The sequence below is a fragment of the Enterovibrio sp. FF113 genome (assembly GCF_041439165.1).
Classification (GTDB): domain Bacteria; phylum Pseudomonadota; class Gammaproteobacteria; order Enterobacterales; family Vibrionaceae; genus Enterovibrio; species Enterovibrio norvegicus_A.
This window is the reverse complement of record NZ_JBGONO010000005.1, coordinates 25,767-43,725: the sequence shown is the minus strand read 5'-3', so window position 1 is coordinate 43,725 and position 17,959 is coordinate 25,767. Positions and strand designations below refer to the sequence as shown.

13 protein-coding genes, 1 tRNA gene and 1 pseudogene are annotated in these 17,959 nt (G+C 43.9%); 7 read left to right on the top strand and 8 right to left on the bottom strand.

Annotation, left to right across the window (positions count from 1 at the left end):
* Window positions 1–66: 66 nt before the first annotated feature.
* The gene (locus ACED36_RS05200) at window positions 67–1,776 is read right to left on the bottom strand and encodes a glycoside hydrolase family 30 beta sandwich domain-containing protein (protein ID WP_017005176.1); all 1,710 of its coding nucleotides are present in this window, start codon (window positions 1,774–1,776) and stop codon (window positions 67–69) included.
* A gap of 555 nt (window positions 1,777–2,331) precedes the next feature.
* Between ACED36_RS05200 and ACED36_RS05195 the strand changes: the two genes are divergently transcribed.
* The 7 genes from ACED36_RS05195 (at window position 2,332) to ACED36_RS05165 (ending at window position 9,398) form a co-directional block, all read left to right on the top strand.
* Complete coding sequence (locus ACED36_RS05195) at window positions 2,332–3,567, top strand: tyrosine-type recombinase/integrase (RefSeq protein WP_371732885.1); 1,236 nt, start codon at window positions 2,332–2,334, stop codon at window positions 3,565–3,567.
* A 62-nt stretch (window positions 3,568–3,629) separates the two neighbouring features.
* Window positions 3,630–4,556, top strand: a complete 927-nt coding sequence (locus ACED36_RS05190) for a hypothetical protein (RefSeq protein ID WP_371732884.1) — start codon at window positions 3,630–3,632, stop codon at window positions 4,554–4,556.
* Entirely contained in the window at window positions 4,538–5,956 is a 1,419-nt protein-coding gene (locus tag ACED36_RS05185) for a metallophosphoesterase (protein ID WP_371732883.1), read from the top strand. The genes ACED36_RS05190 and ACED36_RS05185 overlap by 19 nt, the downstream gene beginning before the upstream one ends.
* Window positions 5,957–6,393: 437 nt before the next feature.
* Window positions 6,394–7,290 (top strand): hypothetical protein, encoded by an 897-nt coding sequence (locus tag ACED36_RS05180; RefSeq protein ID WP_371732882.1) that lies wholly within the window; start codon window positions 6,394–6,396, stop codon window positions 7,288–7,290.
* Window positions 7,291–7,377: 87 nt separating this feature from the next.
* Window positions 7,378–7,620 carry a helix-turn-helix transcriptional regulator gene (locus ACED36_RS05175; protein WP_371732881.1) on the top strand — a complete coding sequence of 81 codons (243 nt, stop codon included), beginning with the start codon at window positions 7,378–7,380 and terminating at the stop codon, window positions 7,618–7,620.
* Window positions 7,613–7,876: a hypothetical protein gene (locus tag ACED36_RS05170; RefSeq protein ID WP_371732880.1), complete on the top strand. Its 264-nt coding sequence runs from the start codon at window positions 7,613–7,615 to the stop codon at window positions 7,874–7,876. The genes ACED36_RS05175 and ACED36_RS05170 overlap by 8 nt, the downstream gene beginning before the upstream one ends.
* A complete protein-coding gene (locus ACED36_RS05165) occupies window positions 7,860–9,398 on the top strand; it encodes a replication endonuclease (RefSeq protein WP_371732879.1) in 1,539 nt (512 codons plus the stop codon). Before ACED36_RS05170 ends, ACED36_RS05165 begins: the two co-directional genes overlap by 17 nt.
* A 41-nt stretch (window positions 9,399–9,439) precedes the next feature.
* Here the strand turns inward: ACED36_RS05165 and ACED36_RS05160 are convergent, their stop codons facing one another.
* The 7 genes and pseudogenes from ACED36_RS05160 to rpsU form a co-directional block, all read right to left on the bottom strand.
* The gene (locus tag ACED36_RS05160; protein WP_371732878.1) at window positions 9,440–9,907 is read right to left on the bottom strand and encodes a hypothetical protein; all 468 of its coding nucleotides are present in this window, start codon (window positions 9,905–9,907) and stop codon (window positions 9,440–9,442) included.
* Window positions 9,904–12,912 (bottom strand): RNA-directed DNA polymerase, encoded by a 3,009-nt coding sequence (locus tag ACED36_RS05155; RefSeq protein ID WP_371732877.1) that lies wholly within the window; start codon window positions 12,910–12,912, stop codon window positions 9,904–9,906. Before ACED36_RS05155 ends, ACED36_RS05160 begins: the two co-directional genes overlap by 4 nt.
* A 189-nt stretch (window positions 12,913–13,101) precedes the next feature.
* Window positions 13,102–13,177: transfer RNA gene (locus ACED36_RS05150), tRNA-Ile, on the bottom strand.
* Window positions 13,178–13,331: 154 nt separating this feature from the next.
* Window positions 13,332–15,173, bottom strand: a pseudogene (gene rpoD / locus ACED36_RS05145) (RNA polymerase sigma factor RpoD); the annotation flags it as partial.
* A gap of 81 nt (window positions 15,174–15,254) precedes the next feature.
* Window positions 15,255–17,009 carry a DNA primase gene (dnaG, locus tag ACED36_RS05140; RefSeq protein ID WP_016958975.1) on the bottom strand — a complete coding sequence of 585 codons (1,755 nt, stop codon included), beginning with the start codon at window positions 17,007–17,009 and terminating at the stop codon, window positions 15,255–15,257.
* A gap of 153 nt (window positions 17,010–17,162) precedes the next feature.
* Window positions 17,163–17,606, bottom strand: coding sequence for a GatB/YqeY domain-containing protein (locus ACED36_RS05135; RefSeq protein ID WP_017005145.1), 444 nt, complete (start codon window positions 17,604–17,606; stop codon window positions 17,163–17,165).
* A gap of 24 nt (window positions 17,607–17,630) precedes the next feature.
* On the bottom strand, window positions 17,631–17,846 hold the full coding sequence (gene rpsU / locus ACED36_RS05130) for a 30S ribosomal protein S21 (protein WP_002537656.1): 216 nt from the start codon (window positions 17,844–17,846) through the stop codon (window positions 17,631–17,633).
* Window positions 17,847–17,959 lie beyond the last annotated feature (113 nt).

The following is a 17,959-nucleotide window of genomic DNA, read 5'->3' as shown; positions in this document are numbered from 1 at the left end:
TGTATTGCCTTTCAATCCCATCAAGCATTTTATTACCAATGCTTGATGGGACCGTTCGGCGTCTACTTACAGTTGCACGCGAACGGTTTGCAGGGAATTGGCTGGGATATTGATTTGCGCGTTCTGCGCACCAATGACCAAATCAAACTCGATGGGCTGCTTGGTGGTATTCAGCAATTGCACACTTAACAGGTTATCGCTGTTAATCGTCGCACTCGCATGCAAGTCATCATGCGCTAGGCCGTCCAAAAACTTATCGGCCTGTACGGCTTTATCGCCAGGGCGAATCGTTCGGCTAAATTGCGCCAGCACGTCATAAATCGGCGTGTAGTAAACATAATCATTTTCCACATCGATCATGATTGGCGCACCGCAGAAGTTACCCGCGTGATTTGGACCACCATTGTGGTCAAGCACCGCATTCCAATCTATCCAACCGTCCATCCAGTGGTTAAGACTGACAATGATATTTCTCGCATAGCGATGAACTGGCGTATAGATAGGGTGGTTCTCTGGGTTCGGTGCCCACGTTGCCGTATACGCCCAATCGGTCGCGTTTTCATTCCACCAGAATTCATCATTATCAAACCAGCCAGATTCCTGAAACTTCTCTGGATCTAAAATACCCTTTGGCGCGGGTTTGCCAAGATCATCGATGGTGCCTTCCGTGTGGATAATAGAAAAGCCCGGATATTTGTTATGAACACGCTCTAACGCACCTTCATAAACATCCACTGTGCTTGAATACCAGTGAACCGCAGAACCGTAAACAAAAGGCGCGGTTTCAGGATCACCCAAGATAACGTCAGCCCAATGCTCTAAGTGATCGCGGTTTTGATCGTAAATCAAAACGCGAGTATCAGCAAAAGCGCTTTCTTTTAACTTCGGACCAAGGAACTCTTTAATGAAAGTATTCTGGGTTTCCGCGGTGAAGTGCATGCTTTCCCAGTTGCCGCTGTTACCGTGGGGTTCATTCACAGGTGTTAAGCCCCAGATATCAACCCCTGCTTCTTTATAATGCTCAAGGTACTTCAACAGATAATCGGCGTAGGTTGACACATATTCCGGCTTTAGCGAGCCGCCTGTACCTTGCCAGTCGTTCTCTTTCGATCCCGGAATAAACCATGTCTCGATGTCTTTCATCCATGGCGGCGCAGTCCATGCGGAAGCAATGATGCTTAATGTACTGTCATCTTGTTTTGCTTTGATGGCCATTGCCTCGTGGATCATAGGCAGTACATCAAACGACTCATCTTGAATACCGGGATACTTCGCCTTAGAAAAACCATCGCCGTCCGGCGCGATAGTGAAGTGCTTTAGCTCGCTATCACCTTCAACTTCCGCATATCCAAGCTTTCCTTCCACAGAAAAATCCGTCGAACCGATAGGGGTTCGAGTCAAAGAAAAGTTAGCGCCGGTGTCAGCGTAAAGTTTTTCCATCACTTCCTGTCGTTTATCGACAGAAAGGTGAGCCAGAACAAAAGCTGAAGACTCAGTGAATGACGTGCCAATACCTGAAATGGTCTGCTTAATAACATCAGGTTGGATCACGATCTGCGTGCCGTTCGCCGTCTCTGTGGTAAAGGCTTGGTTCGACATCAACGACATCTTGTCGCCAGCTTCGCTGGTGAGCAGGATTTCAGTCGTAGAGGATAATCCGAAATGTTTACTGTTGTTCTGAATCAATGGTTTGTCCTTGTCATATTCAGATGTGCAGGAAAACATCATCGCTGAGGACAATGCGATAAAAACTGCAGAGAGCGTTCTCACTTCCATGTCGTTACTCCGTGTTCCGTAAAAGTGCCTACTCAGAATTTCAGTGAATATAAAGGAGAAACCTTACCTACTAGTGAACCAATGAAAGCGCTTTCTTTTCGATTCGCAAGGCTGGCTCTCAACACTAAATTCAACCCATACATATACCTTGTTCACTCTAATTTGTAACTAATACCGCCGATGAACTCTTTCTGTTTTCTTGGATTCAATACAAGTGGACGTTGGAGATGTGACGCTGGCAGTAGTGAGCCATGGAAGAAGTGATCAGAGAGGCCATTTATAGAAAAGACAGGTCTGTTGTCGTTGTTGTTCAGATGCCGCTATCACAATATAGGGTGCATTTTTGAATCAAGGACCATGCGATTATGAGACGGTTTTAGGGGTGTATTAGCATGTACAGCAATGAACAAGAAAGCACAAAATAACCGTTTAATATCAATAAATTGAAAGAAAGTCAGTGTATCTAGTTGTTCACTGGAATTCATGGGAATATGATGAATCTGCTACATATGTGCTACACAGAGCGAGCGGCTAAGTGCAAGGAAGCAGATCAATATGCCCATAAAAAAGAAGATCACCACGACCAGTATCAAGCAATTTAAAGTCGAAGATAAGCGGATCAATGATACCGAAATTCTCGGCTTTCATGCGCGGATTTCTACATCAGGTCGCATCTTCTATTATCTGTTTTATCGCTTCGAAGGGAAGCAGGTCAATTATAAATTGGGGAACGCGAACGACATCACCCCGACACAAGCGAGAGACCTCGCCAAAGCCAAAGCGGGTGAAGTGGCAAAAGGCAACGACGTTCAAGACATTAAGAAGAAAGTTCGTCAAGAAGCCCAACGCCGAAAACACATCAAATTGCCGACCTACCTTGATGAACGCTATTTGCCGTTCCTGCTGACAAGAAACCCCAAAACCGCACATCGCATCATTAAACACCTAAAGAGCCATTTTGCTTTCTTGATGGACAAAGAACTCGATCAAATCACTGCGTGGGAGATAGAGAAGTGGCGAAGCGAACGACGCCAAAAGGGAAAAGCCGCCGCCACGATTAATGATTCCGTGAACACACTGAAAGGCGCGTTATCCCGTGCGGTGGAGTGGGGGCTTATTGATTCCCACGAACTGAGCAAAGTGAAAACCATCAAAGCCGACAATACCCGCGTTCGTTACCTTAACGACAACGAAGAAAAGCGGTTACGCCATGCCATTAAAGAGCGAGATTGGAATATCCGCCTTGCTCGTCGTTCTGCCAATGCTCACAGAGAAACTCGCAATTACGAAAAGTACCCAAGTTTGGATGATGTAACCTTCGTCGATTACGTTGAGCCACTTATCTTGCTTGCCATGAACACAGGCTTACGCCGTGGTGAAATGTTGAGCCTTGAATGGTCAGACATATCGTTTGCCGAAAGGTACGTGCAAGTGCGCGGAAGCAATGCCAAATCGAAGAAGGGAAGAATCGTTCCCTTGAACAACGAAGCCTATAACGCGCTCACCAATTGGCGAGAGCAAAACCAAACGTCGCGGTATCTGTTTGAGGGCAAAAACGGCGTACCACTGAAAGAAGTGAAAAAGCCATGGGCGACGGTACTGGATTTGGCGCAGATTCAAGGCTTCAACTTTCATGACCTCCGCCACCACTTTGCGAGCAAGCTAGTAATGGCAGGGGTAGATTTGAACACGGTTCGAGAACTGCTAGGCCACTCTGACCTTAAGATGACGCTAAGGTATGCGCACTTAGCACCAGAGCATAAAGCGGCTGCTGTTAATTTGATTGGTTAAATCCTGATTTAAGATATTATTTAGTGTACTTGGCTGATCATTGAAAAAATGAAGGAGAGTTAATGAAGCCAGACCCACATCCGCTAGATTTTGATTGGCGATATAATGAAGATACTGTTACTAGGTTAGTTGAGCTTTCCAAGCCCAGTATGAGCTTGTTAGCTATTGGCAGCCCATCAATAGTTGAACTAGCTGAGGGAAAAAATGTTAAGACTTTATTGGTCGATAGACAACCTGCCCAGTCTGTTAAAAATCATTTATTAAAAGATGTAAATATTAATGCTCCTCTAATGGAATCTTTTGATTGCATTTACTTGGATCCACCTTGGTATTTACCTGAAATGTTTCGTTGGGTAAGTTGGGCTGCGCAGTCATGTGCGTATAGAGGTGTGATTTATTTGTCATTGTGGCCTGAAGAAACAAGGCCTTCAGCTGTTGAAGAACGAGAAAAACTATTTGACTGGCTTGATGAGTGGGCAAGCTATGAGACTCACCTTGGATTCTTGACCTACGAAATGCCTAGATTTGAACATAAGGCTTCTCAAGTTACTAATATTATTCCAGATGAAAAAGAATGGCGAAAAGGAGACTTGGTAGTCATTAGGCCTGATAAGTTACCAGAACTACACCCTACTATTGATGGGAGTGAAATTTGGCATAGGTTTATAATTAATAATTACCAGTTGGCTGTAAGGATTGATAAGTATACTGGTGGTGATGTCTCCTTGGAGAAACACCATGATGCTAATGGGTGGAATTGGCCTTCTGTTAGTAAGCGGGCTATAGGAAGAGAATTGATCAATATTTGGAGTTCGGATAATGAAGTAGGTATTATCAATGGCACTTCTGATGCGATCGTATTTATCCAAAAAGTGCTTGGTGTTAGTAGCGATAATAGCGATTTTTCAGGCGATTTTACAAGTCTAGGTCAATGGAATTTGCCAAAAAAACCTTATGAGAGAGTCATTGAATGGGTTCACCAAAGCTAGCGATAAGATTTAGAAATGTTGGGGTTGATACGATTGAAGAACATCAATCTCTAATTGGCAGTATTGGTTCTGTTTATTGGGGGTGGTGGAAAAAAGCTTTTGAGGATGTGTGCTCTGATACTTTTTCATCATTAGAATATGGTGATGAAATCTATATTTTTAATAATGACGAAAAAAAATGTCATATAGGTGTTGTGGCTAGAGCTTCTTTGGAGGGGATACCAAGTGAAGATGCTATTTTTATTCCTGAATACTATAGAGGTAACAGAGATAAAGTTGCAGGTTGGTTCCGTTTTACGGAAATAAAAGAATGCGATTATGATTTTTCCATTGGTAGTGAATTTGGCGAACACACACTTATTCAGTTAGTTGGTCGGAAAAAAGAGCTGGGTGAAAGTATTAAGAAAATTGATGCCAAAGATCGAAGTGTTATTTTACAGTTCTCAGATTTACATTTTGGTGATGATTACGCTTTTGGTATGGAGTCGTCTTTAGATATATATACTGGTGATAAGTGTAAGTTAAGTGAAGCTATATGCTCAGATATTGAAGGTTTGGGGCTTAGAAATGAGATAGCTGCTATTTTAGTTACGGGGGATCTAACTACAAAAGCGAATTGGTCAGACTCAGTTAAGTCTGAGATTAATTTGTTTTTTAAAAAGCTTAGGGATTTCTTCGGACTAAAAAAAGAGCAGGTTATAGTCTGTCCTGGTAATCACGACTTTCATAGAATTGACGGGGGTGTAGTTCCTCCGGTTCAACAATATGAAAGTCAGATTGAGTATGAGCATGAAACGTCGTATAGGGCATTTATTCAGCAGTTGAATAAAAAACTGATCGATTCTCCGATCGATACAGTCGAAATATTGAAACTTAAGAATGTAGATGTTGCTTTATGTACGCTCAACTCATGCAAGGTTTCTAGTACAAAGTTCACCGAGTACGGATATGTTGGTGATCGAGGCTTAACCGCTCTGAGGGCACTACAGAAAATAAGTGAACCAAGAACATTTAAAATGATGGCATTACATCATCATTTATTACCAATTAATCCTGTAGAGCATTTGTCCGAAAAAATATCTATGACGCTGGATGCGACTATTTTATTGGATACAGCATCTGAAGTTGGAGTGAAATTAGCAATTCATGGGCATCAACATACACCTGCTTTGATCAAATTTGATAAGAAGTTTAGTGTGGATGACCGCGATAAAAAACCTGTGACAGTAGTTTCTAGTGGCAGCACATCTGTTCATCATGGACGAAGAATTGATGGAATAGTCAATTGCTACTCACTTATTAACTTTAAACCTGATGGTGCTGATTTAGAAGTTAGGAAGCTTCATCATGGGCGCATTTTTGGTGGAACTCTTTACAAAGAGCGCATTGGTTACGAATAGATTGTAACCTGAATATTTACCATTTCGGTTAGTTAACCGACGAAGCCGTATGAACACTAGGCTTCTAAACAAGCACGGTTATAGCACTTGTTCGGTTAGGTAGCCGACGAAGCCGCATAAAAACTAGGCTTCCAGCCGAAACGGGTAAGCCTAAAGGCTTGTGCGTTCGGCTTGCCTAGCCTAAAGGCTATTTCGACCGCCGACACGTCCCAAATCGCCAACCATCATCCCAACATAACGTTATGTAACGAACTATACCTGTTGGTTCACTAAATGCGCTTTCTCGTTATGTAACGTTACGAGAATACGAGCCAGATCGCTTGTCGTTAGGTTATACGTTTAGGAACATAACGTTATGAGGCATTGTGTTATGTCGGCTTCGAAGCCGAACGATAACCGATGATAAGGCGAAGGGAAGTCTAAAGGCTTGGGAGTATATGAAAGACAACAGGCGATTTTTCAGATTAGACGAAATATCCGATGTGACGCCGTTAACCAAAGGCCAGTTGTTAGATGCCATCGACAACGACAAGTTAACCTTATGTGCATTGATTGAAGGTAAAAGCCTTGGTTACTTTCATGAACCGAAAACGCTCGCCAATGTGTTTGATTACAAGGGCGTCGCTCGGCTAGGTCTTGATGTGGCGAAAAAGTTACTTAGCGATGGAAAGGCAACTGTGTCTCATGTTGTGGTTCTAGAGCCAGATAAGATTGAAAACTGGCGTTCGGTTGAGTCGGCTTATCCAAATATCAGCACTGAACGGTTTGATCATGTCAAAAACTTTACCAAACCAGAATGCGCCGTCAGCGCTTATGTGTCGATTGAACAGATAGACGATTGGAGAGGAACATTAGAAAGAACCCTCTTACCTAAGCGAAAGCGCAGTGCCCAAGAGAGTAGGGAAGCCCTTAGCAATCTGTTTCAAGCGATTGGAGGCACAAAAAGGCAAGTTATTGCGTCTCAAAGCATATATTTGCATGCACATCAGCTTCGCTTTGATTTGGTATCGGTTCACAAAGTATTTGGTCTAGATACCAATCAAAATGCGCTTCAAAGCCAAACTATTGTAAATCCCAGCGATATTGAAATTCATCCCATCAAAATCATGATCAACAAGGCGATTATTGGCAATGTTGAAGCCAATGCGCGAACCGTCTGGAACCTAATCAAACGGGATCATCAAACCGATGCCAAACAGATTGATGTGGATAGCCTGATTAGCACGATGAACAATGATGAAATCGAATGGTTTGGTCAGCAAGACACAGTGCGAATTACCAAATATAAAACCTTTCAAAACTTGCTTTCAGAGGTAAGAAAAGCGAAAAGTTAAAAACCTTCCCGACCATCTTCCCGATTATCTTCCCGACGCGATCGGGACACTTACGGTATCTCCTAACACACATCAGGAGATACCCAAATGCAATCAGACAACACCCAGAAACGTGCATACACAGAGCAAGAGACTTCCGCCTATATCGGCATGAGCCGTTCCTTTCTGCGTCAATCACGCATGGAAGGCCACCGCCAGAATCGCACCGAAGCACCGCCATTTATTAAGATTGGTCGCGCAGTCCGTTACCTAAAAGAAGATCTCGACCAATGGCTCGATAACCAACGCAAGTACACCCAACTCGTATGTGATGGGGGTGTGCATGCTTAAGCTAAATCCATACCTAACTAGCATCATCAAAGCCATGCAAGACGGGCATTGGTTTGAACAGTGTGCTGATTATCGTGTTAATCAAACCTCTTTTATCGGTTCTCGCGGATTCAACATCAAGCTGAATCACCGCACCGTTTTTAAGCTTTTCCGTGAAGGGCTGATCAGTTACCGAACGATTCACCCATATGGGGTTAAGCGTTACGTGTTTGAACTGACTCAGGAAGGGAGGGCGATTGATGTCTCCAATCACTGAGGAAGAATACGAAACACTGGATAGATTCGACAGGCCGTTCGTGGAAGAACGGCTTTGCCGTTTGCCGCCGAAAGCGCAACACATTCTCTTTAAACGCTATATCGCCATTTCAGACGCTTTCACCCGCAATACTGACCTTCGTGAAACGGTTGATAGCCTTGTTTCGAAGCTGACCGTTTCCCCTGAAAAGCTCAATCTCAATATTTCAGAAGATGAACTGCGTGAAGAAGCCGAAGCGCTGGTTGATGCCGCGTTATCTATCCGTCGCACTTTATATGGCGCAGAAGACGAAACGATTAGTGCCCTTCATGCGCTTTGCCTGAGCTTTGGTTTTGAGCCGCCAGATGAAAACAAATACACGTTAGAGGGGAGGTTAAGACGACTTTCTGATAAATCATGGTGGCTGCGTAGACTTCGCAAGGCACTGCGCAAGAACATTGAAACCGTGATGCGCCATTTGAACCAAGTCAGCCGTGTGAAAGCGATTTACTGTTCAGATGAAACGCTCGATGCCAGAACCGCTCAAAAGTTTCACCAAGCACGTTACCTTGAGAACACGATAGCCACTAACCAACTAGGCCAAAGCTTTAGCCTGTTGGAGCTTTCACAAAAGGGCGTCTCTGACCCGAAAATCCGCAAAATGGAATTGATGGTTCGTGCGCGTGGCTTTGAAGACCTTGCTAACGAACTCGGCCATTCTGCGACATTTTTAACGCTGACTTGCCCGTCAAAGTATCACCGCAGTTACGCCACCACTGGCGACGAAAACCCAAAGTGGGGCGGTTACACACCCGCCGAAGCGCAAGCCTACCTTAACGACATTTGGAAACTCATTCGCGCCAAACTTCAACGTGAAGAGGTGCGTTTCTATGGTTTTCGCGTCGTGGAGCCGCAACACGACGGCACACCGCATTGGCACTTATTGTTGTTTGTTGAGCCAAGGCACTATGACGTGTTGATAGATACCATGCGTGAATACAACTTGCGCGAAGATGGCGACGAAGCAGGCGCAGATCGACACCGTTTCACCGAAGTGAAGATTGACCCTAACAAGGGTTCGGCAACGGGCTACATCGCTAAATACATTTCAAAGAACATCGACGGCGAAAACCTTGAATCAGGCGTTTACGGTGAAGACCCAAAATGCGCAGCGGCAAGGGTGGAAGCGTGGGCGGCCTGTTGGAGCATTCGCCAGTTTCAGCAACTCGGCGGTTGTTCAGTCACGGTATGGCGCGAACTGCGCCGCCTTAAAGAAATGATGGGCGAAAGCAAGTTAGTCACAGATATTCACGAAGCCGCAGATAACGGCTGTTGGAAATCCTACACGGCATTAATGGGCGGTGTGTTCTGTAAACGCACAGAACAAGCCATAGCGCCACATTACGAACTCAGTGTGGATTACGCGACGGGAGAGGTGAAAAGCTCCATGTATAGCGACGAGGAGCTTTTAAAGGTACTCAAAGGTATCTCAGCAGGTGGGAAGACCATCATCACCCGCGTCAACGAGTGGCATTTGTCCTAGTGGCAAATGTGCTTTTACTTGGAGTTCTGTGAATAACTGTATTATTCGTCTTTTAATGCCAGTTTGATCAGTGTCGTTAGCTCAGGCTCCCATTCATTTCTCTCAACTGTACCTGAGGTAGATAGATGTTTTTTGTGTTTTTTTAGTTGATGTAGGATTGTGTTTTTCCATTGTTCATCATTTGAACTTTCAAGTAGGACTTGCTCAAAAATAAAAAGCATTTTAGAAACAAACCACCAATAGCCTTCTCTATCTATTTGTTCTGTTTTGGGTGGTTTTATCCCCTTTGCATATGACAAGTTATTAGAACAAAGGTTTAGGTATTCTTTATAGAAGTTACCGCTATTTTGCCTTCTTGATAGCTTTAACTGATAGTACGCAGTAATTGCAGCAGCAGCTGCGATAAAAAAGGTTAAAATGGATACTACCTTTGCTGTTGAATCAAGAAGCGAAGACCAAATGCTAGGGTTTTTAACCATTTCACTAAAGTGGAAGTAAAATTCTGTCATGATGTTACCTTTTCATTTTTAGTTGTTGCTATTTTTCTTGTTGATGAGCAAGTGAAGCCAATTGGAACCGGTTTGAATATCCCATTGTTATCTTCATTATGGAACTTTCTCAAGTTTATATACTCTATTTCTGCGACCACAAAGTAGTCCTCTACACCCCCTTTCAATCTAACTATGTCACGAAGGTGTGCTTCTTTATACGGAGCTCTAACTCTGCTATCTCCATATGCTCTGTTGTTAACTTGGACAACATAAGTATGAATGTCATGTGCAGCACTATCGACAAGAAAGCTAAATGTGTTAATGTCCTTATTCCAAGCTAATACAAATAAAGTATCTAGCTTTCCTTGGAAGTGAAGCCTGTTAGCAGGATTGGTTAAGTCGCTGCATATTATAATTCCGAAGTGAAATTCACCGTGTTTGTATATGGGTAGAGATTCCTTATGTCCCTTAGGTTTGTAAAGGTGAAGCTTTTTACTATCCAGCGCTCTTTTCTCATCATGAGCTGGTAATATTTTAGGTTGAGTAAACAAAAAGCTTGTATTATACCCTGGCCAATAAGTAGTCAAAGAAACTAAGCAGTCATTGCGTATAAATCCATTTTGCAATGAGTGATATTCTATTCCACAAATTAAGGATATTCCATTTGACGCTAGTTTTCTTGCTATATTTAGCGCCCACTTTCGTGGTAGTGAGCATTCTGGGAAAACAACATAATTTATCTTATTTTGACTTCTCAGTATTGAGTTTATTAGCCTGTTGACACTTTCGTAACGCTCGATGCTTCTATCTGGATTATTATTTAGTGCTCCATTGTACTGATCATTCGTCATTTCAAAGTTAGTTAGGGCTATGAATACAGACTCTTTCATTGATTTTGGGATTTTAACGTCATATATATCTTCTGAAGGGTCATAGCCAAGATCTGACTTACTTGTGACTCTTGCTCCTCTGATTGCCCTAATTGATTTTTTTAGTAGGCTGGAGTCTTTTAGTGTATCTTGGCAAGTTAAAGCTATTTCAGAGGCGCTGAGTGGTCTGGTGGGGAATGAGAACGCTTTCCAGTGTGCATTTTTTTTATTGGATAGAACTAAAAAATCCTCTATATCTTTTAGTCTAAGAACACGTTTAGAATATTCGCTTAGATTATTGTACGCATTGAAAGCAGGCATTTCTTTGTTGTCCGAGTAATACCAGTAATCTTTATAAGCCCGAGTTGCCAAATCAGCCATGAGTAACTTTTCACTCATTATGGTTACGTAGTTCTCATTTATGGATTCAGAACTACTTCCTCTAATTTCATATGCTTTTTTCACGCATTCTGTCAAAAGGTCTATTCTTTGTGTTTTTTTCTCACTTGCAGATTTTATAGATGTTTCAATTAAGCTTTCACTTAGATACTCCTTTAGTAAGTTTAATTTTTTTTGATTGAATCCTTTTATTTTTGTTGTTTCTTCTATTAGGAGAATGCACTCTTTAAGCTTATTAATAAATCGGTTTGCATGCTCGTAGTCTTGATTTTCAATCACGACTCTAAAAACTCTTGGTATGTAGCCATAAAGATCAAATAAACCTTTAGGTGTTAATAAATATCGCTCTACTAATCCATAGAACTCTTCACGAGTGTTTTCCCAGTTTTTAGGTGAAAGGTTAGATGTATAAGTTTGTATGTCTCTCAAAAGCAAGGAAAAGCCAAGTCTCTTAACGGATAACCCATCAGCCTTTCGTAAAGCATCGGTTATCAGAGATGCATCTGAAGACGCCAGTAACGCTTTCTCTGCCATACGGCCAGCTGTACTTGGAACCTCAGCAAGCAATCTATGTTCACTTGATTGTGCTCGAATCTGGTCAGAAATTTGATTTATCAGATCAAGTCCATGTTTAGACGATAAGCTAAATATTTTCTGCTTTTCAGGTTTGAACTCTAAATGTGAATCGGCTGCATATCTTAGTTTTAAGCGTAAACTAGGCTTTTTATCTTTTGACTGATTAATTACTAAAGAATCTACGTTATCTCTTATGTGTGAAAGTATCTTGTTTCCATTGGCATCGATGTTGTTTGATATAAAGACCATGAATATGTCGTCAACATATCGCCCATAATATGCAGTCTTTAGCCCATCAGAGATTTGTAGGTCTAACTCAAACAGAAGAATGTTTGAAATTACCTTAGAAGCTGATAAGCCAACTGGTAATGCTCCTTCTGACCGTTTCTGGTAGTCAGGAGTCGATTCGTACCAATAGTTGATCGAGTTCACTAGATGGCGCGTGAAGGTCATTTCGTCAGAGTTTAGATTGACATCTAAAGCTGCAAGGAATGAAGGCCTTACTAAGAAGTTTGGGGAAACATTGTGATAGAAGCTGGTTAAATCCATAGTGATGGCGGTGACGGTCTCTCCTTTTTTGACAAGAGTCCGCATGGTATCTAATCCATTCTCTCTCCAGCTTTTATACGCGGAGTAATAGGGTTGGAACAGGCCGATAGAATCCACGTTAGGTTCGTAAGATTCAGTATTTTTTTGATATACCCTTCTGAGACGGTTTCCATAGGCTAGGCTCTTGTCAAGTTTGGCTTCTAACTTATGACCAACTTTAAGGATCCATAAAGCAGAAACTACCTGATAGTCGATTGTCGGTCTTATTATCAGTCGGTATTCGGCATCTAACTTTTTTCGTGAATCTTGAAAGCGTTTTTTCCAGTCAGATGAAGGGTCTACTGACCTAAAATGTACAGTCTCACCGTCCGCCCATTTCTCGTCATCAAGAGATTTAGGTATATATAGATACCCTCCGATAAATTCGATATCTGTAAACCACTCAGTCTCAGCACTTACTAGCCGTTCAAGAAGAGATGTTAGGTTATGTTCTAGGTTTTCTTCGTACTCAGAATAAGCGATTGAGCTTATATTTGAAGTCTCATAAAACGATTCTTGCTTTGCCTTTCTGTAAGCAACGTAGAGCTGCTCTAGTGTTACAAATTCAGTGCTTAGTGTTTTTATCGGCATTATGGGACAGGCTTTCAAATAAGTAGGCTGGATGTAGTGATTGTCTCACAATAGAGACTTCGTTTCTTTTATCTAGTTATAGAGAGAAAGGAAGAGTGAATTTGGCCAAATCTGCTACACAGGTGCTACACAGAACTAAAAAATGCGAAAGGCCTGAGTGGTTACTAACCGCTCAGGCCTTTCTGTATATGGTGGCCCCTCCCAGACTTGAACTGGGGACCAATCGATTATGAGTCGAGTGCTCTAACCACTGAGCTAAGGGGCCATGTAGGCGAATGATTATAGGGGAAGGGGAGCGAGGTGTCTAGACGCAACCATACCCTAATCAGTATGGATTTTAGCCACTTAAACCAAATCTTGGATATGAAAAAGGCGAGCTGTGCTCGCCTTCTCATTTTTACTGTTTTTAACCGCGTGGATTATTCATCCAAGAAGCTGCGCAGAACTTCTGAGCGGCTTGGGTGACGCAGTTTACGCAGTGCTTTCGCTTCAATCTGACGGATACGCTCACGCGTTACGTCAAACTGTTTGCCGACTTCTTCCAGCGTGTGATCGGTATTCATGTCGATACCGAAACGCATACGCAGAACTTTCGCTTCACGTGGCGTTAGGCCAGCAAGTACTTCGCTGGTTGCCATGCGTAGGTTGTTCATTGTCGCTGAATCCATTGGCAGCTCGAGGGTAGTATCCTCGATAAAGTCACCCAGATGCGAATCTTCATCATCACCGATTGGTGTTTCCATGGAGATTGGCTCTTTGGCGATCTTCAGCACTTTGCGGATCTTGTCTTCTGGCATTTGCATGCGCTCTGCCAGTTCTTCTGGCAGTGGCTCACGACCCATCTCCTGAAGCATCTGACGTGAGATACGGTTCAGTTTGTTGATGGTTTCAATCATGTGAACAGGGATACGAATAGTACGCGCCTGATCAGCAATTGAACGTGTGATTGCCTGACGGATCCACCATGTTGCGTACGTCGAGAACTTGTAACCACGACGGTATTCGAACTTATCTACCGCTTTCATTAGGCCGATGTTACCTTCTTGGATTAGATCCAAGAATTGCAGGCCACGGTTGGTGTATTTCTTAGCAATCGAAATAACCAGACGTAAGTTCGCTTCAACCATCTCTTTTTTCGCACGGCGTGCTTTCGCTTCACCGATTGACATGCGACGGCTGATGTCTTTGATACGCTCTACGTTCAAGCCGGTTTCATCTTCGATGATTTTCAGCTTTTGAACACTGCGACGAAGATCTTCTTCGTATTGCTTAAGGCGATCAACGAACGGTTTTTCTGACGCGAGTGCTGCATCCAGCCAGTTGTCAGAAGATTCGTTGCCGCTAAATAGCTGTACGAAGGTTTTCTTAGGCATTTTAGCTTGGTCAACACACAGGCGCATAACAAGGCGCTCTTGTGTACGTACGCGATCCATTGTGCCGCGCATTTCTTTAACCAGGCGATCGAACTGTTTCGGGATTAGACGGAACTGTTTAAACGTTTCAGACAGCTCGGCAACTGATTCTGCCGTGTCTTTGTGGAAACGTCCGTTTTTGTTGATAGCAACTTGCATTGTGTCATAAGCAATGCGCAGTTCATTGAACTTCTCGCGCGCTAGCTCTGGATCAATGCCAGTGTCTTCTTCTTCTTCGTCGTCATCGTCGTCATTTTTATCTTCATCTTCAAGCTGCTCTTTTGTCAGCTCTGAACCGATGTGTGTTGCTGTCGGTGCGATGTCGTCTTGGCTTGGGTCTACAAAGCCAGAAATGATGTCTGTGAGACGAAGCTCTTCAGCTTCAACTTTATCGAATTGGTCTAGCAGGTATGCAATTGAGCCAGGATATTCGGCAACCGAAACCTGTGCTTGGTTGATACCATCTTCGATGCGTTTGGCGATGTCGATTTCGCCTTCGCGGGTAAGCAGTTCTACCGTACCCATTTCACGCATATACATGCGGACAGGGTCTGTCGTACGGCCGATTTCAGATTCAACGCTAGATAATGCTGCTGCTGCGGCTTCGACGGCATCTTCGTCAGCTACAGTTTCAGTCATCATTAGCTCATCGGCATCAGGAGCAGTTTCCACCACCTGAATGCCCATGTCGTTGATCATCTGAATAATATCTTCAATCTGATCGGAATCGACAATGTCTTCTGGTAGATGGTCGTTTACTTCTGCATAGGTTAGATAGCCTTGTTCCTTACCTTTTGCGACAAGCAACTTTAGCTGTGACTGCGGATTTTGATCCATAGACGATATCCAACTTCGGGTCTGAGTGAAGAATTTAGTATGCGGGAACGCAAACCGCCAATTCTAGCAAATTACAATGGTTCTGACTACTTTCTAGTCGGGACGGCTTTGAAGTAACTGCCATAATTCCCGTCTCTCTTCAGCTGATAAGCCGATGCTTCTGTCTCGAGCCTGTAATTTGTCTATTTGTTGCGCGACACACTGAGCCAATATTCTGTCCAGTGAGTCTAAAAATACATCTAATGCATTGTCTTCATTAATGGGAAGTTCCCAACTGGCCAGTTTGGCCAACAATGCTTCTTGATCTGAGCCACGCCAATGTTCGAGCAGCTGTCCTGTCGTAATATTGGGACGATGACGGCAAAGTTCAAGCATAGTCGTGAATAAATTTATGCCGGGTATCCCCAGCGCTTCCACGCCATCAAGTGGTGGCACAGATTCAACAAACCCAGGATTCTGTAATAACAGTGTAATGACTTCACGCATCGGCGTGCGTTTCATTTCTGGTAGTGGCTTGCGTGTTTGCGCTTGCCCTTGTTTGCTGAGCAGTTTTTCAAGCTGCTGTTCATCAGGAAGACCGAGCCTTTGCCCTAGTGTATTCCGTAAGTAGAGGCGCAATGTGCCTCCCGGAACTTTGTCGATCAGTGGTACGGCTAACGTGGTCAGTTTGGCTTTGCCTTCCTGACTGCTGCTGTCCACTTGTTCCATTAGGGTGGAGAACAAGAATTCTGATAGCGACATGGCTTTCGCCATGCGTTGTTCAAAACCTTCTTTGCCTTCCTGTCTAACCATGGAATCCGGGTCTTCGCCGTCGGGCAAAAACATGAACTTCAACTGACGACCATCAACTAAGTGCGGTAATGCTTGCTCCATGGCGCGCCATGCAGCATCGCGTCCGGCGCGGTCACCATCATAACAACAAACCACGTTCGATGTTTGTCGATACAGGGTTTGCATGTGTTCTGCGGTGGTGGCTGTACCGAGTGAGGCAACAGCATAGTCGACATCAAATTGTGCCAACGCCACCACGTCCATATACCCTTCGACCACCAGAAGTTGTTTCGGTTCGCGATGCGCTTGTAGCACTTCGTAAAGACCGTATAACTCTCGCCCTTTATGGAAAATGGGCGTTTCTGGGGAGTTGAGGTATTTGGGCGTACCGTCGCCTAATACTCGACCACCAAAGCCGATCACTCGGCCACGTCGATCACGAATGGGGAACATGACTCGACCGCGAAAGCGGTCATAGCGGCGTCCATTATCGTTTTCGATCAACATGCCCGTTGATACCAGCGCTTGCTGACTCGCATTGTCTTTGCCAAAGCGTGTGCGAACTTGATCCCACTCGTCGGCGACATAGCCAATGCCAAATTTTTGTACGATTTCCCCCGATAGGCCGCGGCCTTTAAGGTAATCGATAGCTGTTTGTCCCGCTTCGCTACGCAGCCCACCCTGATAAAATTGGGCGATTTGCCCCATCATCTGGTACAGGTCGCGTTTTTGATCGCTACGCGCATAAGGGCCTTTTGGGGCGCCACCATCACTCTGTTCACGGGGGACATCTAAACCAAGCTGTGAGGCCAGTTCTTCAATCGCTTCAACAAATTCAAGACGGTCAAATTCCATCACAAAATCAATGGCATTGCCGTGTACGCCACAACCGAAGCAGTGGTAGAACTGTTTTTCCTGACTCACCGTGAATGAGGGGGTTTTTTCGTTATGGAAAGGGCAGCAGGCACCGTAGTTTTTACCCTGCTTTTTTAATTTTACCCGCGCGTCTATGAGCTCGACAATGTCTAGTCGGGCAAGTAGATCGTCAATAAATGAGCGTGGGATTTTTCCTGCCATAAACCTATGTGCGTTTTTTGAATACGGGAACGTGAGTGAATTCAGTATGTTCTAGTCAGAAAACAGGAACAGTATTTACTAACGAGAAGATACGAACAAGCCGCGCACTCCAAAATTGGATAGCACGGCTTGTTTGCAGGTTAGGTAAAAACCTTATGCCAGATTGGATTTAACCAATTGGCTGATTTTACCCATGTCAGCGCGGCCCTGAACTTGAGGTTTCAGGATGGCCATGATCTTGCCCATGTCTTGCATGGAGCTCGCACCAGAGGCTGCAATGGCATCTTTTACCATTGCATCCACTTCGTCGTCGCTGAGTGGTTGTGGCATGAATTCTTCTAAGACGGAGATTTCAGCCAATTCCACATCAGCAAGGTCATCACGACCTGCTGACTGATATTGCGATACGGAGTCACGACGTTGCTTAACCATCTTGACGATGACTGCCAACACTTCGTCGTCAGTCAGTGTTTTCTGACCGTCGATTTCTTGTTGTCTAATTGCAGATATCATCAAACGAATAGTGCCAAGGCGAAGTTTATCTTTCGCCTTCATCGCTACTATTTGCTCACTCTTAATGCGAGTAATCAATTCCATATCACAATCCTGTATTAATCGTAATTAGTACAGGCGAACGCGGCGAGCGTTCTCGCGAGCCAGCTTCTTCAGGTGACGCTTAACAGCGGCAGCCTTAGCGCGTTTGCGAACGGTAGTTGGCTTTTCGAAGTGCTCACGACGGCGAACTTCAGAAAGAATACCTGCTTTTTCACAAGAGCGCTTGAAGCGACGCAGTGCTACGTCGAATGGTTCGTTTTCACGTACTTTAACTACTGGCATGTGCCTTTCACCTCAGGGGTTGTTCGTTAATCGCTGGAGACAAAAAATGACCAGCTTTGTTTAAAAATGGTGCGGAATTCTAATCCGATCTGCGGGTGCTTGTAAAGCATAAC